Genomic DNA, 19,626 nt, shown 5'->3' on the forward strand with positions numbered 1-19,626 from the left:
ACGTCGGAGGGAGGCGGGCCCCGAAGCAACGAAGCCCTCCGCCAAATCCCGCCGCCGCGCCAGTCCGGCGAAAGCCGGCCACGCAAACCAACGGGACCACCACTCACAAAGCTAAAAAGAATATTTCAACCCAGCCATGAAGGACTGGGGCTTCCCGGGCCGCGCCCCAAAGGGCCTCTCGGCGACGAGATACTTCCGCCCCAAAACGTTATCCGCTTTGGCGAACACCTGAAAGCTTTCGGACCAAGTATAAAGCCCGTTCCAGTCGACGATCCCGTAAGACGGAATGGACTGCCGACCGGCCTCGACGCTTTGATCGAACATCTCGCCCTGGTAGGTGAAGTTGAGCGCTTGTTTGAAGCGTCCCTGCTCGTGACCGACGATGAAGGTGTACTGCATCTCGGGCACGTACGGGAGCGGATCGCCCGAACGCACGGTCCCCACGCCCCACTCGGCGTTCGCCGAAGTGAATTCGTTTGCGAAACGACCTTGGATGTAGGTGACGTTCAACTGCACCGGGAACCAAGCGCCCCACGCGCGCAGATTGTGACCCACGCGGGCCTCGATCCCACGAATGATCGCGGCCCCACCATTGAACTGCGTATCGAGTTGCCCCGCCGCGCAGCCGGTGGAAGCGGTACAGGTGCCGGTGATGTTCGAGTAGTTGTTCTGGAAGTAAACAAGATCCGCCTCGGTCGTGCGCGACTCGGAGAGGTACTTCACGCCCGCTTCGAGGTTCACGCTCTCTTCGCGCGCTTCCGCGCCGTTCGGATCCAGCCCCGATGCCGTCACCGCCGAATTCAAAGAGGCCTTCAACGACAACGTCGGCCCGATCTTACGCAGAAGACCCACGCCCGGCACGAAGTACGAATCCCCGCGACGACGATCCGTACCCGCGACTTTGTCGCGCGCATTGAAGATGATCGACTCGTAACGCCCCATCACCGAGAAGACCCAGTCGTCCCAGCTGATGTCGTCTTGGAAACCCAACGAAGACGCGAGCGCCCAATCTTGATTAAGCTTGTCGATGTTCCCTGCGGTCACGCGATTCAAACGCCCGCCAACCATATCGAACGTATCGTAGGTGTGATTGCGATCGATCTGATCCTGGTGCACGCGCGCGATGGTTTTGAACGAGTGGTTCGGCCCGTAACCGACGAGATCCCCGGTCCAGATCGCCTGCACGCCCTGGCTGACGAATTTACGATCGTTGTTCGCGTAAATCACTTGGCCTTGCGTGCCGCCGACGGAGCTTGAGTCTTCCGTTCCGCGCAGAATCCCCGCGAACAAAGCATCGGCGCCCGTCGGGTTTTGCAGAACCGATTTCAAATTTTTCGTGGCATCACCGAAGCGATCAATGCGGTACCAATCGCGGGCGTAATCGTGACGATAGGCCGCGACTTTCAAAAGCCCCGCCTCGCCGATCTGCCGGTTGTATTCGAGCTGGACGAGGTAGTGATTCCAATTCATTTCGTCCAGCGCGGACGAAGCGTAGCGCCGGTAAGGGCTCGCGTCGAAGTCGTCATCGGTCAAGCCGAGGTAGGTTTCGTGCGAACGCTCGTAGCCGTAACCCAAACGCAGTTCCACGAACTGCACGCGGTCGTCCACCGTCGGCAGATCGAAACGGAACTTCCCTTGCACGTCGCCGCGCTGAAAGCCCGTGGGTCCACCGCCGTCGATCTCTTTGAAGCCATTCGAGCCCATATGCGAGGCCTCGACCAGGTAGCCGCCCCACGAGGTGCCGCCGCCGGTATAGAGCTTCGTATTGCTGGTGCCGAACGAGCCGTAACCGAAATCGATGCTCGACTTCGGCGTCACCGGAATCGCACGCGTATTGTAATTGATCGCGCCGCCGATGGAGTTCGGTCCGTACAGCATCGCCGAGTAGCCTTTGAAGATCTGCAGCTCTTCGGCCAGGTTCAAAGACGGCGTGTAGTAAGCGGCCGGTGCCGAGTACGGCGCGGGACCGATCAGGATCTCGTCCTGCATGATGACGATTTTTTTCGAACGGTCGGGATTCGTCCCGCGCAGGCCGATATTGGGGCGAAGCCCCTGGCCTTCCTCATCGCGGACGTAAACGCCCGGTGCTTGGCGCAGGGCCCGTCCCACGTCGGTCAAACGCGCTTCTTCCAGAGTCTCTTTGGAAATGCGTTTGGGCGCCGCGGGCTGCGAAAGCTCTTCGGCCTGCATGCCGGTCACCCGGATCGTCGACAGCTGCGTTTCCGCGCTGGCCTCTTCAACGGGCGTCGGGTTGGGAGTCGGAGTCGCGGAAAGTTCGGGGGCCACGTCCTGCGCCAGCGCCATCAAAGGCGCGGCCAAGGGGGCGGCCAGCGCCACCCACAGGCTCAGAAAGAGCGATTTAGTCATTGTCGCCTTGGTATCCGGGAGGCGCGCGCAGCGACAACATCGTCAGGACATCGGTCTTAAACAAAGTCGTGATCACGCGCAGGTCTTGAAACATCGCGCAGACGGGAACACGGCGATCGGTGACGGTCGTCGCGCGGCAGTCTTCCGCCAGCATATTGTCGATCTGCTCTTGCAGGGTCGTGCCTTCGGCCTCCACCGCCGCGAGCGAAACGTCCAAACGTTCCATCGCCACGCGCAGCTCGTCGACCGCACCCGGATAACCGCGGCTGATCAACAGATCGTCGATACCGAATGCTTTTTCGGCGGGATTGCGCGAGCCCCAGAATATCTCTTTGAAGTTGTCGAACTGCATGCGGATGCCTTCGAACGCCAAACCGCTGTAGGGGTGCTCGGCGTTTTCGGGGCATTTCCAAGAGTCGCTCGTGCAAAGCTTATGCAAACCCAAGGGGCGTCCCAGGCGTTCGTCTTTCAGTTTTTCGAAAGCGAACATGCCGTGCACGACCGCGGTGACCGCTTCCTTCATGTCGGGATAGACGCTGCCGTCGATCATCGATTTGGAGTAGTTCCCCTCTTCGACGTCCCAACGCTTTTCCAAGTACACGGCCGCATCCATCACGTCTTGCGAAAGGCGTTCCGCCAAAGCGCAGCGGTCGACGGTCTTTTCAACGGCGGGCTTTTCGGTCCACGCCTTGACCAGCGGGAAGGCCCGCGCATTACAAGCCGATTTCAGATTCGGTTCGAAAAGCAGATACTCGATGGCACCCAGGCCACGCAGATTCACGCCCAAGGCAGAAACGGGTTTCGCCGCCTCACGGGTCAAGGCCTCGACCTCTTGGTCGATGCCGCAGGTATTGATGAAGGGCCAAGCGTAAATGCGCGACTGCAACGCGCCTTTGTCTTCCGCCAGCGGACCGAAGGTCACCACGGCCAGACCGTGAAAGGCCAGCATCGCGTCGCGGAAGGCGTTCTTCGCCGAAGTTTGCGCCGAGGGCGTCATCTTCGATTCGCACGAAGCCTGAAGTGTCGCGCGCAGAACCTCCGCCTTCAGACGGAAGTTGCGGACGTCCTTGACGACCAGATTGGTGCCCAGATTCACGAGCATTTTCGCGTCGGTGAACTCACCTTCGTTGGGCTTTTCAAAACCGGGAGGGAACGGATTTTTACCGACGGGTCCTTGGGGCGCGGGACCACTGTCCCCTTGGCGGCGCGGCGTATTGCCGAAGTCCGAGCAGCTCACGACGACAAAAATAAGTGCGGTCAGAGAAGCGACTCCGCGCACGAGTTGGGGCATTTTCATGGGAACCTCACATTCGGTATTCGACGGGGAGCACGAAGACCCATTGCTGCTTCTTCACCTCATCGGGGAAGGGCTTGAGTCCACTGATCTGAGAGATCAACTCCCGCGCGGCTTTATTCAAAGTTTCAAATTCACTGGTCGAAACCAACTCGGCGGCGGCGACGCTACCGTCCCGACGCAAGGTGAATTTCACCAGCACTTTCCCCTGCTGGCGAAGACGTTTCGCGAGCAAGGGATACTGCTTCTTTTTCTCGAGCATGGCCTGAAGTTCGATGCGGTAACGTTCTTGCGCCGAAACTTCGATGCCATTTGCGGTGCCGTAAACCTCGGAAGCCCCCGCCGACCCCGAAGGACCGGATTCTTCCGACGTTTGCGCAACCGTGTCGATCGCTCGGTCTTCCTTCGGCAAAGCCGGGGCCGTCTCATCCGAGACGACCGGCTTCGCTTTCGGAACCGCGGGCTTCATTACCCGCGGAATCTCCGCCCGTTGGACAGAGACTTGGTCGGAATTGCCTTTCACTTCAAACAACACGACCTCGACGACTTCATTCGGAGTCGTGGAAGCGTGGCCGATCCATAAGTAACCGGCCACATGCATTGTCAGAGAGAGGGCAATTCCACCCCAAAGAGGCTTATTTATAGCTGACCTCTTGGAAGAGCTTGCGAGCTTCCGGTGCGCGATCGCCGACGACGGTCCAGTTCCCCATGTCGAGTTTCGGCGTGCCCCAGTCTTTGATGAAAGTGTTGGGCAACAGGCCTTTCAAAGCCGGGAAATCAAGGTGCTCCGAAGACATTTGCAGTTGGAACTTCTCTTCGAGCATCAGACCGATGAACTGCTCGGCCAGTTTCGCTTGCTTCGAAGTCGCGGCGATACCGATCCCCGAACCGTTCGCGTGCGCGCCGGTGGTGTTTTGGTTCAACCACTTGATCTTCACGGGGAAGTTCGCGTTGGTCGCGTAGTATCCCGCCAGGTAGTACGAGTTCACGAGACCGACCGCGCACTGACCGAGAGCGATGGCTTCGATGACCGCGTTGTCGTTCCGAGTGGGATCGATCGCCAGGTTCTGAACCCAACCATCAACAACTGTTTTCGCCGCATCGTAACCCAGATTGTGGATCAGGTTCGAAACGAGCGCTTCGTTGTAGCCACCGTTCGAAGTGCGCAGGCAAAGACGGCCCGCCCATTTCGCGTCCGCGAGGTCTTCGTAAGTGTTGATCTCGTCGGGATTCACTTGCGCGGGATCGTAAACCAGGGTGCGAACACGGTAAGTGACGGCGTTCCACAGTTTACCCGGGTCTTGCATTTGCGCGTCGACCAGGCCGGTCACGGCCGGAGTCACCATCGGCTGGAAGAATCCACCCTTGGAGAGTTCCGCCAAATAAACCATGTCTTTCACGAAGATCAAATCGACGGGCGAGCTTTCGCCTTCGGCTTTCAGACGCTCCAGCAGCTTGCCGTAGGGCATTTCGACGATTTGCACTTTTTGACCCGTGCGGGCTTCGAATTCATTCGCGGCGGGTTGGATGCGCGAAGTGGGACGGTCCGTGTACAAAACAACATCGGCCATCGCGTTTGCAGAGACAAACAGTGCGGCCATCAGAACGCTGATCTTCATCATGGGTCAGGCTTCCTTCCGGGTTTCCGGAGTTAGATCGGTTGTTGAAACAACGGCCGGTTTAGTGGTGCTGATATCGAGAGGCAAAATCATTCTCGATGACGGTTTCAACTGAGAAAGACTTGAAGATGAAAACAACTTGAGAAACGGCGCCGCCAGATGCCGCCAGAGCGCGCGGTGATGGACCTCATCCAAGCCCACGCTACGGACGTCGCCCGTCTCTTTCGAGAGCATCCGTGCGCCCACAAGCCGATCCCAGATCGACAGCGAGACGCCGTAATTATGGTCCCAGTGCTCGGGCTTCCGCGAGTGGTGGATCTGATGCATTTTCGGGCTGATGAAAATGTGCTCCAAGGGGCCGAAGGCGAGCGGGATGTGGCTATGCCGCAAATTCGAGCCCAGGAAGTTGAACACGAAGCCGAACACGTTCACCCCGAACAGGGTCATCAGCGACATCTCGGCCTCGAAGAAAAAGATGAAGGCTCCCGCGGCCACGCCCAAGCTGAGCGAGTTGCGGAGCGTGGCGATCGCGCTCTCCAGCGGATGCGTGCGGTAGAGCGTGATGGGAGTCAGGACGCGCGCCGAGTGATGGGTCTTGTGCAGCTCCCACATCCACGGGATCTTGTGCATCAGGAAGTGGTGGAAGAAGCGCAGGAAGTCGTCCCACAAAAACGCCAGCACCGTGAAGCCCGCAAGGTACAGCGTACCCGACGGCACCCCGCCGAAATCGCCGTTCACGTACAAAAGCCCCTTCACCGTCCAACGCGAGAACCAGAAACTTAGATCCAGGAATGGGATGAACAGCAGAACCTTCAAAACCGAGTTCAGCGCGTAGACCTGATAGTCGATGCGGGTCGAAGCGTTCCACCAGTAGCGTTTGCGGAAAAGGGCTTTCTTCAGAAAGGCGGCGATGTCGCGACGATCGTAAAAGGCGAAGGCGGCGATCAACGCGATCGAAGCCAGAATGTTCATGTGAAACAGACGCGACCCGGGGTCGTCGACGGGGACCCAGAAGCGGTCCACCCACTCGCGCAAGGTCGGCGAGCTCGTCAGCTGAGAAATCAGTTCTTGGGGCGTCACGGCATGGGTTTGCTCCCGGAGGCCGGACCTGTCAATTTTTGCGGCAGATGCAAGCGAGGTGAAAGTAGAATTTCTAGCGCGTGCCCGAGTCCGCCTCCGGAGCGGCCGACGCCGGCGCGGACGTGGAGCTTCCCACGGACGAGGGGTCGATGAAACCCAGCTTCAGGACGCTCTTCGAGCCCAGCGCCAGATCAAAAGGCTCGGTCGTTTTCGGGTCAAGCCCCAGGTTCTCGAAGAAGGCCCGCGTGTCCGCGTTCATCTTCATCGGGTTCGCGCCGACGTCCGGATCGGTGCAGGTCTCATCGAAACGTGGAAGTTTATCCATGGAGCCCAACTTGTCCGCGCCGATCTTCCCCTTCTTCGCCCCGGCCTGCGCGCGGGAACGGAGGGACAGCTCGCCCAGGGAGTGGCAGGTGTAGCTCACCTTGGCCTTGCATTTGTCGCCGCCGCCAACGCACATGATCTTCGTGAGCTTCGCGATCGCGGCGGAATCCATGGGCGCGCCGTTCATCAGCACGTTCAGCTTGATCTGCTTCACGTTCACGGTCGCTTCGTTCTGGGTCCATTCGCCGCCTTCGGCTTCACGAATCCCCACGCAGCCCGCCCCCGCCTTTTCATTTTTCATGTACCAGGCGGCGCGCTCCACATACGGCAAACGGGGTGAGCCGAAGCCCGAGTACGCGGCGCCATTCACTTGGACTTCGTGGAGGCAGACCTTCTTCGCCCACAGCGGCAGCGGCAGGACCAACAGCGCGAGGATCCGGATCAGCATCTGGGTCGTCGTCTTTTCCATACGTCAATTGTGGCATAGGGATCGCGCGCAACGCGAGTGAATTCAGACGCCGGGCGCTTCCCGAACCAGACTCGACCGGAACTCGCGCGTTAAAAAACGCACCAACTCTTTGAATCGTCCAGGCTCATCGAAGCTGCGCTCGAATTGACGGCGTTGACGTTCGGCTCCGGACTCGCCGTTCAGGAGAAGGGCGAGGGATTCGCGCTCACGACCGTAACCGAACTCCGTGAAGAGCGGGTCCAGGAGCGCCAGCAGCTCGTTCATCTCTTCGCGAAAGGGGCGCGAAACGCCGGTCGGATTCTGGATCAGCTCCGCATGCACGCCGTAGCGGGCCGCGCGCCATTTGTTTTCACGCACGAGCCAGTCGGGCGGAAGCTCGGCCTCCGCCGGAAGGACTCCCCGTTCGATCGCGTGGCAAAGAACCTGGATCAGCGCGGTCAACGCGAGGACTTCCCCCAGCGTCGCCATCCCGTCCAGGATGCGGATTTCGAGCGTCCCGAAGCCGGGGCTCGGGCGGACGTCCCACCAGATGTCCTTCACCGAGGTGATCGCCTTCGCCTGCGTGAGGGTCGCGACCAGCTCCTCGAACTCCCGCCAGTCACGGACCAGGCACGGATGCCCGCCCGTGGGAATGCTCTCGAAGATCGTCACGCGGCTCGACGCGAGTCCCGAGTCGAGTCCCTCCCAATACGGCGAACTCGCCGACAGACACAAAAGATGCGGCAAGTATTTCAGGAGCTGGTTGTTCATGCGGAAGCAGTGATCGCCGCTGGTCATGCCGACATGCACATGCACGCCGAAGATGACGAGACGGCGCGAGATGATCTGGTTGCGATCGATCAGAGCTTGGTAACGTTCCGAGGGGTAGAGCGTGCGCTCGGTGTAATGCGCGAAGGGATGGGTCCCGTTCATCGCGAAGTTCACGCCGAGCTCGTCGCCGATGCGGGCGAGCTCGTTCAGGGACTCGAGCAGATCGGCACGGACTTCGTGAACCGTGCGGCAAGGTTTGGTATTCACCTCGATCATGCTCTGAAAAATTTCAGGGCTGACGCGCTGGGGGTCGCCCCGCCAGCGCGACAAAATCTCGGGGGACTTCCCGGTCAGATCGCAAGTGTCCGGATCCACGATTTGCAGCTCAAGCTCAACACCTAAGGTGAATCGTTCGGAAGGGGCGAAAGCGATCATCGGGCTCCTGAGAAGTTAGGCTTTCATCAATGCCGTCATGTTCGGCATCTCTTTGTTGGTCAGATTCTGCTCCACGAACTTCCAGTTCACGTGCTTCCAGAAGGTCTCCATGTATTTGGGACGGAGGTTCCGGTAGTCGATGTAGTAGGCGTGCTCCCAAACGTCCGAGGTCAGAAGCGGCTTATCCCCCTTGGTCATGGGGTTCTCGGCGTTGGAAGTCCCGACGATGTCGAGTTTGCCGTCCGCTTTTTGCACGAGCCAGCCCCAACCCGAACCGAAGACCGCGACGGTCTTATCGGTGAACTTCTTTTTGAACTCCTCCATGGAACCGAAGTCGCGCTTGATCGCGTCGAACAAGGGACCCGAAGTGGGCTCGGTGGATTGCGGAGCCAGGCCGTACCAGTAGAACGTGTGGTTCCACGACTGAGCGGCGTTGTTGAAGAGCGGACCCGAGGTCTTTTTGACGAGCTCTTCGAGAGTGAGGTTCTCGAACTCGCTGCCCGGAAGCGCGTCGTTCATTTTGTCGATGTAGGTTTTGTGGTGTTTTCCGTAATGGAATTCCAGCGTCTCGGCCGACAGGAAAGGGGCCAGGCCATTTTGCGGATAAGGAAGTTCCGGCAGCTTGAATTTCATGATGTTCTCCGTGTCTGAAAAGGGTCAATCCCGCGGTCATTTTGCGGGAGCGCGGAGTGTCGATTCAAGCGAACTCAACTGTTGATTTTCACTCTCATTTCCGAGCGCGAATCGCGCGCGGGAGAGGACAATCTCCACAGCCTCACGGCGTAAAAAATTCCACCGCCGAGCGACAGCGCGAGCAGCAGAAAACAAAGCGACGAGAGAAGCGTCACGACCCGGGTTTCACCGAGCAACTGGTAACCATGCGCCGCCGGCACCGCCATTTGCCAAGTTTGCGTGAGGATCGAGTCGCGGACCTGGCAGGCACCGCCGGGTTCGCCCGCCGCGAGCACGAGTTGGCCCCGGTGACACAGGCTGAGCCGCGTATAACCGGACTCGGAACGCAGGCTTTCGAGCGCCGTTTTCAGAGGAAGTGCCTGACGTTCACGCACGAAAAAGCTCACCGTTTCAAGCACGTGGTTTTCCGAAAGCAGCCGCGTGCGGCGTTCGTGAACATCGAGATTTAAGGTGACGAGAAGCCCCAGGCTCCAAAGCGCGATCAGCGGAATGAGGACGAGCGCCCGGAAGGACGGCCCTGGAGGGAGAGTCGGCATGCCCCCGTCTTAGGCGAGAGAGTGCGGCGTGTCAATACGCCTCAGAACTGATCCCAGCTGAAGCCGATGGTGACCACGAAGATCTTGGCGTCAAAGCCCGTGCGGGGGTTCTTGGCTTTACGAAAAGTCTCCTGATATCGCTGGTTTTCCGGATCAAGCTGAAGGGCCAGTTCGAGTTCCCGCAGGGTGTTCGCCCGGTCTTTCTGGCGCCAGTGGTAGGACGCCAGATGGTAATGCGGAAGCCCCTGCTCGGGGTGGGCCTTCGCGTATTGGCTCAAGCGACTGAGCGCCTCCTCACTCCGGGCCTCGCCGAAGAGCTTCATCTCCAACAGCTGGGGCTCCGTGGGGGCGAGCTCCAAGCCCCGATCGACCCAATCCCACAGCGGGCTCTCGGGACCGAAGGGATCTTCGCCGGCGTCGTTGAGGTAGGTCATGACGTGGGCTTTGATGGCTTCCGGATTGTTCGGCAGCCGGCGGGTCAGCGCCTCGGTCATCTTGCGCCACTCTTCGACCTCGGCGGGTTTCAGCGCGCCTTGTTTCGTGAGCTGCGCGACGATCTTGTTCACCAAAACGCCGATCTCCATCGAGTCGTAGTGATCCCAGTCCGCCGTGAGTGCGTCCATCACGCGGGCGCGCGCCATCATCAGAAAACTCTGACAGCCCTGGCGCTGGGTTTCGTCGTCGGGACTTTCCGCGAAGCTCGCGCAGGTGCCGGTGTCCAGACCGATCACCGGCGGCGTGCACTCCGAGCGCAGCGTGAGCGCCCGGCGCGCGATCATGTCCACCAGCTGATCGACGGAGTTCGCGAACAGCACGCGACGCTCTTCTTCACAGTTCACGGTGGCCGCGACGGTTCCCGTCGTCGCGCTGACCGGTAGGTCCATTTCGATCGGCGCCATGGCCTGCACGGAAAGTTTGCGGGCGCCGCTCATGTCGGGCTGGATGATTCGGCCGTCGGGCGTCTCGTTCGCCCGAAGATTCCATCCGAGGTAAATCGCGAATCCGAGAGCCACGGCGACGAGCAGGCGTTTGATCATGGGGGTCAGCGGCTCCCCGCCCAGTAGGCGGCGTTGGTCAGATTGTAGGCGAGAATCAACTGTCGATCCGGCGATAAAAGGAAGGTGCCCTCAAGCCCGTGACTTGCGGTCGGCGTTCCGTCCCCCGGAGTCGCGTCGAAACCCAAAACGAAAATCCCGCTTTCGCTATCGACGAGCTGGAATTCACCCTCTTGGCGCGAGCCTTCGGGCGTTGTCATGCGGAAGGGCTCGTAGCCCGTGCCCCCGCCTCCGTTGATGCTCGAAAAACTCCACAGATCGCGGAAGTTGAGCGTGCCCGAAGCGTTGACGCCAAACTCGATCAAGGTGAAGGGTTGCGCCAGATCGGTGCTTGCCGCGCGCGGGATGGAGGTCGCCTTCTGCGCGATGAAGAAAAACGAACCGTTGTTGCCGCCCGCGATGGTGCGGAAGTCGTCCGCCACCACGATCCCCGCGCTGGCGATATTGCGTAGGTAGGTGTTCGCCCCGAAGTTCAAATCGAACTTCGCCGTGCGCACCGCCGCGTCCACCAACGCCAGATGATTCGTCGCCGGATTATGCCCCGACGGAACGCTGATGGTCGTCGGGCTTGAGATCAGCGGGAGCGCGTTCATGAATCCGTTCAGCAGCACCAAACGCAGCACTTGAAAATTGGAGAAGTAGGCCGACAGATTGCTTTCTTTATTCAGCGTGAACCGAAACGTCATGCCGTAAAGATCCGCGCCGTTTTTCACCAACGCGCGACCGTAGTAGGTCTGCTGGGTCGACAGAGTTCCCGCGGCTGTGGTCGCGCCGGCAACCAAAGCGTCGATCGTGAGCGGTGCACCGAGGCGCGTGAAAGCGTTCATCATTTTCGAAGCGCCGCCCGCCCCCACGCTTCCGCAACCGGCGAGCGTGAGCGAGATCGTGCAACTCAGAAGGACCGCGAAGAGTCTCATGCGGTCATCCTAGCCAATGGGCCGGTTCGTTGTCGAGATATTCGGTTGCCGCTGCCGCGCACTTGCGCTGAACTGAAAGCCCCATTCCCGAGGTGAATCATGCTGAAACGTGCCACGCTCCTGCTGACTTTTCTCGCCGCCGGTTCCGTTCACGCCGAACCTTGCAACGAGGCGATCCAAAAGCTGAAAACGCCCGAGTTCCTGGGCAAACACTTCAAATGGAAAGAACCGGCGAAGCCCGACACCGATCCCGAACCCGAACTCGACTGCAAAGCGAGCGGTCCCCTTTCGGTGAACGGCGCGGCGGCTCCCGTTTTTCAAGTGGGCCTGAAGGGACAGAAAAAACGGATCGCGGTACTGACGCCCGAGGGCGCGGACGCCGTCGTTCTGATTGGCGAACCCAAGGCGCTTGAGACCGCGAACCACAAGGTCTTCGGCAAGGCTTTACCGCTCGCCAATGAACTGACGACCTGGCGCAAAGTCACCGTCACCGACTTCGAAGTGGCCGACGGCAACCTCTGCGCGAAAACTTCGGGCGTGAAGGACATCGTGAACGGTCTCGTGGTCACCTGCGCGAAATCGCCCACGAAAAACGACGTGCGGACGCCGATCTCGCTCGGCGCGGCGATCATGCCGCCGGCGAAGGCCCAGCAGGTCGCGCTGAAGGAATTCGCGCGCGTCGAAAAAGAAGAAGAGCCGCCCGACGTGAAAGAGATCTTCGGCGACAAAGATACGGTCTGGAAGCTGTCGCTGGGCGCCGACGCCAAATCCTCGTACTACGTTTTCTGGATGGGCCAATTCAGCGCGAGCGGCATCATCGTCATGATGACCTCCATGGACGGCACCGCCCAATCCGAAGTCGTCACCGGCGCCTTCGAATACGACCCCAAGATCGTCGCCGCCAAAGTGGCAAAGTGGCAGAAGGCCAAATAGGGTACCACGTACCGCGTGCGGTACATGGTACCGCACGCGGTACGTGGTACCTTACGCGGCGGTTTTCGTTTCGGGTGTCGGCAGCGATTCTTGCGCCGAGATTTGGGTGGCCAGCAGGAGTTTCAAGAGCTCCTTGATGTTGATGCCGCCTCCGGGTCCGTGGACTTCGATGATCTCCACGCCGCAACGTTTTTGGCGGGTGGTTTCGTTCGTTTTCGTCCATTGGATGCGGCCAAAGAGCGTGAACTCACGCAGCTCAGGAATGCGTAAAGAGAAAACCAATCGCAGTCCGGGGCGAAAGAGCGCGCCCATGATGCGATCCACTTCGAACGAGAAGCCTTTCTCGCTCATGTCGACGAGGTCGATGCTTTGCCAATCGCCGTCAACCAAGACCCGCGCCGGCAGATCCTGCAGCACAAGTTTACGTTGCGTGCTGCGCTCGTCTTGCGTGAGCGGAGCCTTGGCCGTTTCGGTTTTGGCGCGTTTTTTCAGTTCGACCTCTTGAAAGGTCGTTCCCAATTGAATCAGGTTCCCCATGGAATCATCCCCCTCGGATAACTTCCCCATTTGAACTGTTTCGTGCTGGATCAGTTTCTCATAAGCGGACGAAGGTCGGGGGCGAAAACCGATTTGGGGCTGCATTTTCATTCCGAGACGCCCTAAAATCGATCTGGGTGTCTCATGCCGAGACACGACTATCCCGGAGGCCGCCCGTGTTCGAAGGACTCAAAAACATCAACCGCGAGAATCTGAAGATGACGGCCTACGTGAACGTGGCCTCGCTACTGAAACTGCCGCTGCTCGCGTTCTGCACGCCGCAAGTGGTCCGTATCGACGACGAGCGCAGCGAAATCAAGGTGCGTCTCGACTGGCGCACGCGCAATCATCTGAACGTCATGTACTTCGGCGCGCTCGCGATGGGCGCGGAACTTTCCATCGCGCTGAAGGCGATCCAAGAGATCCAACGCGCGAAGCAGCGGATCGACTTTATTTTTCAAGATTTCGACGCGCAGTTTTTGAAACGCGCCGACGGTCACGTGCACTTCATCTGCGACGAGGCGGCGGGCGTGCGCGAGCTGATCGAAAAGGCCGCGGCCTCAACTGAGCGATTCCACCACAAGTTCGAAGGCTACGCGGTCGTCGAGGGCTCCACCGAGCCCGTGATGAAGTACCACCTGACGCTGTCCGTGAAAAACCGCTCGAAGAAGTCCTAAAGCCGCGGAAGGCCGCCCGCGGCGTCCAGATACTCGCGGGTGAGTTTCTCCATGATCTCGCGGCAGCTCAGGATCTCGTGCACCAGGCCCACGCTCTGTCCCGCCGACCACACCGTCTTCCAGGTGGGTTTCGTCGCCGCGGCCTCGAGCGCTTTCGAGCCCGCCAGATGGATCAAGGGCACGATGTACTTTTTGGTGTGTTTGTTCTCTTTCAAAATCTTCAGCGCGAGCGGCAAGTCGGTGCCGATCTTGTCGATGTAGGGCGTGCGGATGACCGCCGCCGGCGTTCCCGACACCCGCGTCGTCATCACGATATCTTCGGGCGAGGAGTTCACGATGGCGTCCTTGTAAGCGGGGTCGATCTGCGCCTCTTTGCAGGCGATGAAACGTGTGCCCACGCTGACCGCGGACGCGCCGAGGGCGAGCGCCGCCGCGATCTGCGAACCGTGCGAAATCCCGCCTGCCGCGATGATCGGGATCGTGAGCTTCTCTTTCAGCCATGGGATCAGCACCAGCGGACTGATGGGCCCCGCATGGCCGCCCGCCCCCGCGCCGACGGCGATCACGCCGTCCGCGCCCTGATCCTGCACCTTCTGCGCGTGCTCGAGATTGGTGACGTCGCAGACGACCTTCGCGCCGTTTTTGTGAGCCTCGGCGATCACGTTTTTGGGATTGCCGAGCGAGGTGATGAACAGATTCACGCCGTGATCGAGCGCGACCTTCAGGTCTTCTTTTTGCCTCGTGTTCGACTGGTTCACGATGATGTTCACGCCGATGGGTTTTGGCGTGCGCGCGCGGATGTTTTTCAACGCGGCCGCGTAGGCCTCGATGGGTCGATAGTTCAAAGCGGGGAAAGTCCCGATGCCGCCGGCTTCGGAGGCCTCGACGACCATGTCCTCATTGGACACCAGGAACATCGGCGCTTGGATGATGGGAAGATCGATCTGCATCAGCTCGGTGAACGGAGTTTTCAGCTTCATGAGGAAAGTTTATGCCCGCGCGGGCGGGGGCACAAAGAAAATCAGGCGTCGGTTTTACGACGCTCGATCACTTCGAATATCGCGCGCTGGCTATCGAAGGTGCGCATGCGCTTCGTCTTCAAAAGCTTGACCATCACGAAGGTCTCGCGGCCGGGCTCGAAAACGAAAAGCAGTTCACTCGCCCAGCGGAAGACCATAAAAAGGCCGATCCCCGCTCCGCCGACGCCTTCGCGCACAACGAGCTGGTCGCGCGATGCGCAAGCCATCAAATGATCGAGGAGTTTATCCCGACTGAAGGTGCCGAAGGGATCGCCGACACGGATCCAGACGTGCGTTCCATCGTCGCCGTAGCTGAAATCAACAAAACGCGGGGGCGTAAACGCAACCTGATCGGCGCGATTCGGCTGGATCGCCCGTCCGGACGAATCTTGGGGCGCATTGTAGAAAGCGTTCGTCAGAAGTTCCGAGGCGATGGTCTTCGCCATATCCGGAAAGGTCTCAAAGACCGGCTTCGTCCGCACGTAATCCCCCAATTGTTCGATCAGCTTCCAGCGGTCCTCGCTCTTCGCGATTTGAAACTGGAAATGCTCGAACCCCTCGTTGTGGTTATTGAGGACCACGCTGGGTTTTTCGGGGGAGAGTCTCTCTATATATTTGATGGTGCGCTCGATGTCGCCTTCGATCTCTTCATCACGGATCGGCAAGAGGGCGAGGATCGATTGGTTGTGGCGAAGCAGACCCAGGTTATTCATGTCGGCTTCACGGGTCACCAAGACGCCGACCCGAGACGGATCCGCGATCGCGGTTCCCGCCTCAATGAGTTCGTGTCCGGCGCTTTGCGCCCACGAGAGAAGTCTTGGTTGGGACTGAATCCAGTCCAACTTCGTGAAAATCACCATGCTTATGTACTTATCGGCGGTTTTAACGAGACCTAAACTCAACACGTGGAAACAGTGTGGATTCGCCTCGATTTGGAACGTTTTCCGTCACTGTCTTACGAGTCGACAGAGAGCTAGCCCGCCGGATCGTCGGTAATGCTTGCGGTGCCAAAATGGACCCCGCGTGGCTTTTGCACAATGGTCCGCCGACGCGGAGGAATTTATGCGCAAGGCGCTTGGAATCGTACTTGGAGTCCATCTTTTGGCAACCGGCATGGCGAAGGCGGAGTCAGATCACCGCTATGAAGACGCCAGCACCGGACGCACGATCGTCGCCGGCGCCGGAGTGACCTTGATGACGGGCGGAGCCCTCATGTCCCGACTCAATGTCGAGAACATGCTGTCGGTTTACCAACGCCACGCCGTGAAGGCCTTCGAAACCACGCAAACCCGCGGCGTCCGTTTGGATATGAACGACATCGACCGCGTCGCGCGGGGCCTCGAAGCGGGCGACGAAGTGCGCATCACTTACCGCACCTCCGACGCGGAAGAGCGCAAGATCCGCATCTCGCAGATCGAAAAGCGCAAAGGCGAAATCAACGCCGAGCTGGGCCGTCTGCGCACCCGTCTATTGAATCTGACCAAATCCAACGCGGCTATGCAGTTGAATGGGATCTCGATGCAGATCCGCGACAACATGATCATTTTGTCGGACCTCGATAAGCAGATCGTCGATCTGCGTTCGGGCGCGACCGTGATCGATATGCGCAGCGCGACTCGCGTGGTCGACATGAATCAACACTCGGTCCGCCAACTCGAGATGTTCCTGCTCGAAAAATCGCGCGCCGGTAAAAACGTACTCGCGATCGAGCGCGTGCCCCGCGCCGCCCGTATGGAGATCGCGCAGATGAAACGTATGATGCGCGGAAACATCATCGTCGCCGTCGTCGGCGGCGCGATTATCGCCGAAGAGCTCGTCTCGGGCTTCCTTGGCGACAGCGTGGATTCGATGATCGATTCGTCGGTGTACGTCCCCGTTCTCGAGGACGCGACCAGCGCGGAACAGGCTCAGTAATCTTCTTTATTGACGTGGAATCACGGAGGATACGATGAAAAAAGGAATTTTGACCGTACTCGCTTTGAACGCCGCACTGCTGACCCCGAATTCGGGATACGCTCAATCCACCGAGGAGCTCCTCGGCGCGATCTTGGGCGGAGTCGGCGGCGCCGCCGTCTGCAGCCAATTCGGCAAGGGCGACGGTCGCGTCGTCCTGACCGCGGCCTGCGCCATCGGTGGGGCCCTGCTCGGCTCCGAGATCGGCCGCAGCCTTTCGCGCCAAGATCAAGAGGCCTACCGCCGCTCGATGAACGAGTCCATGGGTGACCCCGTCGGCCGTCGCCGTGACTGGCGCGGCGACAAACACTCGGGCCACTGCGAAGTCGTGCGCACGGGTTACTTACGCCAACGCACGACGGTGCAGTGCCGCGAGATCCGCTCGGTCGTGACCGACGCCTTCGGCCGCGTGATCGCGACGCAAGTCGAAACCTCCTGCTACAGTGAATCGCGCTGGGTGCGTGTGGAAGACCGCGAAGTGATCTTCGCGTCAAATGATCGTCGTGATGACCGTCGCGAGGATCGCAGAGACGATCGTCGGGATGACGGCTACGACCGTCGCGATGACCGTGGTGGCTATGATCGTCGCGGCGAAGACCGTCGTGACGACCGTGGCGGTTACGACCGCCGTGGCGAAGATCGCCGTGATGATCGTGGTGGCTACGACCGCCGCGATGACGACCGTTACGGTCGCCGTGACGACGATCGCTACGGACGTCGCGATCAAGATCGCGGCGGCTACCAACAGCAAGGCGCACAGATCTCAAACTACGATCTGAACAACTACGTTCAAGCGATGCAAAACCATTACGCGGACGCCGCTCGTCTGGGCGTGGTCTACGATCTACGCGATTATCTACGCGCCAACCGCATGACGCTGAACGATCGCCAACTCAACCGCATCCTCAACCAACTCGAGACCCGCTCCGGCCGCCAAGAGGCCCTGAGCCTGCTCTCCGACCGCCTCCGCTAAGGGGTAGCATCTACCTTCCAGAAAGTACCTGCTACTTTCCGGAAGGTAGCAGGTACCTTTCCCATGACGCCGATCCGTTGAGGGTCGGCGTTTTTGTTTTTACATCTTGTTGGGCGTGGGGATGCCGATCAGCTGCAGGCCCTGCTTCAGGACCGCGAGCACGGATTCGCACAGCGCGAGGCGCGTGTTTTTCAAAGCCGGAGTCTCGGCCGTGCCGATCGGGCAATCGTGGTAGAAGGCGTTGTACTTCTTCGCGAGTTCGAAAAGGTAGGTCGCGAGCAGAGAGGGTTTGTAGTTCTCGGCCGCCAGAATCACGATATGATGGAAGTGCAGAAGCTGCTGCAAGACCCGGTGTTCCGCCGGGTGGGTCAGCAACGACCAATCCACCCGCCCCTCGGCCTGCCCCACTTTGCGCAGGATACTTTGAATCCGCGCCGCCGAGTACTGGATGAACGGGCCCGAGTCGCCGTCGAGCTGCAACCACTCATCCATGTCGAAGACGATCTTTTTGTTCGGATCCATCTTCACCATGCCGTACTTGATCGCGCCTTGCGCGACCTCGGAGGCGATGGTGTTCGTCTCGTCCGCCGTCCACTCGCCCGCGAAACGCGCGAGGTACTTCGTCTTGATCATGTCTTCCATGCCGTTCACGAGCTTCATCAAAGGCACGATATTGCCTTTGCGCGAACTCATCGCGCCGTCGGGAAGTTCGACGTAGTTGTACTGCAGATGATAGCAGTCCTTCGCTTGCTCGAAGCCGAGCTTTTCCAAAGTCTTGAAGACCTGCTGGAAGTGCAGGGCCTGGCGCATGTCCACGACGTAGAGGTTTTTCTCGATGTGGTAGTCCTGGAATTTTCGGCGCGCGAGCTCGATGTCCTTCGTCGCGTAAAGTCCCGTGCCGTCCGACTTCAACAGCAGACAGAAACCGAGCTTGTCCTCGTTCAGATCCATGCCGATCGCGCCCTCGGACAAGACGACCTTGCCTTCGGCGTACAGCTCTTTCACGTACTTCACCGAGGGCGAGTCCATCTCGGATTCCCAGTACCACTGGTCGAACTCCACGCCCGCCCAGTCGTAGACCTGCTCCATGAGTTCGATGGACCACTGGCGCGTCTTCAGCCACAGGTCGTAGAACTCGCCCGATTTCGCTTCGAGCTGTTTCAGGATTTCGGTGAGCTGTTCGCGGTTCTTCGCCTCGTTCGGCGTACCGAGCTCGTCTTCAAGCTTGAGGTTCCCCTTCGAGTACATCCGCCCCAACCACTCGCCTTTTTGCGTCGCGGGTTCGGGCTCGGTGTTATGGAACTTCAAATACCAAAGGCACTTCGCCACATGCGTGCCGACGTCCCCCGGAAAAGTGGACGAGACCACCGAGTAACCCGCGTAACGCATCAGCCGCACCAAGGAGTCGCCCAGGCAGGCGTTCCGCATATGGCCCACGTGGAGCTCTTTGTGCGTGTTCGGCTGACAGAACTCGATCATGGTCTTCGGCGTTTTTTCCAGAAGCGTCGTCTTGAAGTACGAACCGTCGCGCATGCCATCCAGGATCAAGGGACCCACGGCGGCCGCGTTCAATTTGAAATTCACGTAAGGGCCGGCCGCTTCGACCTTCGCCACCAGCGGATCGGCCGCGAGTTTCGCGACAACCTCTTTCGCGATAACCGGCGGGCCTTTTTTCAGAACCTTCGCGAGCTGGAACACGCCAAAGGCCAGATCCCCCATCTCACTGTTCGGAGGTTCCACCAGCAGGTCGAAGACCTGTCGCACGTCCATCGTTCCTTCAAGGGCGGGAACGAGAATTTCGGCAAGACGAGTGCGGACGGGGTCAAAAAGCGTTTTCAAGAACGGGCCTCCGGTTGAAGCCCCTAAGATAGCAACGATTCGCCAATATTTTTACCTGGAATCAGGCAATTCCGCCGCGATTTGACGAAAAAGCGTGTTTCCAAACGAAAAAAGGGAGCCCAGAGGCTCCCTTTTCAAGCGAGTGATTAAAACTCA

Annotated in this window: 19 protein-coding genes; 4 read left to right on the top strand and 15 right to left on the bottom strand. The window is 59.5% G+C overall.

The features are described from left to right. Positions 1-111: 111 nt before the first annotated feature. The 11 genes from KF767_12950 to KF767_13000 form a co-directional block, all read right to left on the bottom strand. Entirely contained in the window at positions 112-2,367 is a 2,256-nt protein-coding gene (locus KF767_12950; protein MBX3018792.1) for a TonB-dependent receptor, read from the bottom strand. Further along, positions 2,360-3,664, bottom strand: a complete 1,305-nt coding sequence (locus tag KF767_12955) for an imelysin family protein (GenBank protein ID MBX3018793.1) — start codon at positions 3,662-3,664, stop codon at positions 2,360-2,362. Before KF767_12955 ends, KF767_12950 begins: the two co-directional genes overlap by 8 nt. A 7-nt stretch (positions 3,665-3,671) precedes the next feature. Next, complete coding sequence (locus tag KF767_12960) at positions 3,672-4,130, bottom strand: energy transducer TonB (protein MBX3018794.1); 459 nt, start codon at positions 4,128-4,130, stop codon at positions 3,672-3,674. A 166-nt stretch (positions 4,131-4,296) separates the two neighbouring features. Beyond that, positions 4,297-5,283 carry an extracellular solute-binding protein gene (locus tag KF767_12965; GenBank protein ID MBX3018795.1) on the bottom strand — a complete coding sequence of 329 codons (987 nt, stop codon included), beginning with the start codon at positions 5,281-5,283 and terminating at the stop codon, positions 4,297-4,299. A gap of 3 nt (positions 5,284-5,286) precedes the next feature. Beyond that, entirely contained in the window at positions 5,287-6,360 is a 1,074-nt protein-coding gene (locus KF767_12970; GenBank protein ID MBX3018796.1) for a sterol desaturase family protein, read from the bottom strand. A 73-nt stretch (positions 6,361-6,433) separates the two neighbouring features. After that, positions 6,434-7,153, bottom strand: a complete 720-nt coding sequence (locus KF767_12975) for a hypothetical protein (GenBank protein MBX3018797.1) — start codon at positions 7,151-7,153, stop codon at positions 6,434-6,436. A gap of 42 nt (positions 7,154-7,195) precedes the next feature. Beyond that, the gene (locus tag KF767_12980; protein ID MBX3018798.1) at positions 7,196-8,338 is read right to left on the bottom strand and encodes a YbdK family carboxylate-amine ligase; all 1,143 of its coding nucleotides are present in this window, start codon (positions 8,336-8,338) and stop codon (positions 7,196-7,198) included. A 15-nt stretch (positions 8,339-8,353) separates the two neighbouring features. Beyond that, positions 8,354-8,971 carry a superoxide dismutase gene (locus KF767_12985; GenBank protein MBX3018799.1) on the bottom strand — a complete coding sequence of 206 codons (618 nt, stop codon included), beginning with the start codon at positions 8,969-8,971 and terminating at the stop codon, positions 8,354-8,356. 74 nt (positions 8,972-9,045) lie between these two features. Next, positions 9,046-9,567, bottom strand: coding sequence for a hypothetical protein (locus KF767_12990; protein ID MBX3018800.1), 522 nt, complete (start codon positions 9,565-9,567; stop codon positions 9,046-9,048). 41 nt (positions 9,568-9,608) lie between these two features. Further along, a complete protein-coding gene (locus KF767_12995; GenBank protein ID MBX3018801.1) occupies positions 9,609-10,604 on the bottom strand; it encodes a hypothetical protein in 996 nt (331 codons plus the stop codon). Positions 10,605-10,609: 5 nt separating this feature from the next. Further along, on the bottom strand, positions 10,610-11,539 hold the full coding sequence (locus KF767_13000) for a hypothetical protein (GenBank protein MBX3018802.1): 930 nt from the start codon (positions 11,537-11,539) through the stop codon (positions 10,610-10,612). A gap of 99 nt (positions 11,540-11,638) precedes the next feature. Here KF767_13000 and KF767_13005 point away from each other — a divergent pair, with 99 nt between their 5' ends. Further along, on the top strand, positions 11,639-12,472 hold the full coding sequence (locus KF767_13005; GenBank protein MBX3018803.1) for a hypothetical protein: 834 nt from the start codon (positions 11,639-11,641) through the stop codon (positions 12,470-12,472). A gap of 51 nt (positions 12,473-12,523) precedes the next feature. Here KF767_13005 and KF767_13010 read toward each other — a convergent pair whose 3' ends face one another. Beyond that, positions 12,524-13,009, bottom strand: coding sequence for a PilZ domain-containing protein (locus tag KF767_13010; GenBank protein MBX3018804.1), 486 nt, complete (start codon positions 13,007-13,009; stop codon positions 12,524-12,526). 197 nt (positions 13,010-13,206) lie between these two features. On the opposite strand from KF767_13010, the gene KF767_13015 reads away from it, so the two are divergent. Beyond that, positions 13,207-13,686 (top strand): DUF4442 domain-containing protein, encoded by a 480-nt coding sequence (locus KF767_13015; protein ID MBX3018805.1) that lies wholly within the window; start codon positions 13,207-13,209, stop codon positions 13,684-13,686. On the opposite strand, the gene KF767_13020 is transcribed toward KF767_13015, so the two are convergent. After that, the gene (locus KF767_13020; protein ID MBX3018806.1) at positions 13,683-14,666 is read right to left on the bottom strand and encodes a nitronate monooxygenase; all 984 of its coding nucleotides are present in this window, start codon (positions 14,664-14,666) and stop codon (positions 13,683-13,685) included. The two genes, KF767_13015 and KF767_13020, sit on opposite strands and share 4 nt — an antisense overlap. 41 nt (positions 14,667-14,707) lie before the next feature. Next, the gene (locus KF767_13025) at positions 14,708-15,610 is read right to left on the bottom strand and encodes a hypothetical protein (GenBank protein MBX3018807.1); all 903 of its coding nucleotides are present in this window, start codon (positions 15,608-15,610) and stop codon (positions 14,708-14,710) included. Positions 15,611-15,767: 157 nt separating this feature from the next. Here KF767_13025 and KF767_13030 point away from each other — a divergent pair, with 157 nt between their 5' ends. Both KF767_13030 and KF767_13035 read left to right on the top strand, forming a co-directional pair. Further along, positions 15,768-16,619, top strand: a complete 852-nt coding sequence (locus tag KF767_13030; GenBank protein MBX3018808.1) for a hypothetical protein — start codon at positions 15,768-15,770, stop codon at positions 16,617-16,619. A 34-nt stretch (positions 16,620-16,653) separates the two neighbouring features. Further along, positions 16,654-17,631, top strand: a complete 978-nt coding sequence (locus tag KF767_13035; protein MBX3018809.1) for a glycine zipper 2TM domain-containing protein — start codon at positions 16,654-16,656, stop codon at positions 17,629-17,631. Between the two features lie 99 nt (positions 17,632-17,730). Here KF767_13035 and argS read toward each other — a convergent pair whose 3' ends face one another. After that, entirely contained in the window at positions 17,731-19,401 is a 1,671-nt protein-coding gene (argS, locus tag KF767_13040) for an arginine--tRNA ligase (GenBank protein MBX3018810.1), read from the bottom strand. Between the last annotated feature and the right edge of the window lie 225 nt (positions 19,402-19,626).

It is taken from the genome of Pseudobdellovibrionaceae bacterium, assembly GCA_019637875.1.
Taxonomy (GTDB): Bacteria; Bdellovibrionota; Bdellovibrionia; order Bdellovibrionales; family Bdellovibrionaceae; genus JAHBUW01.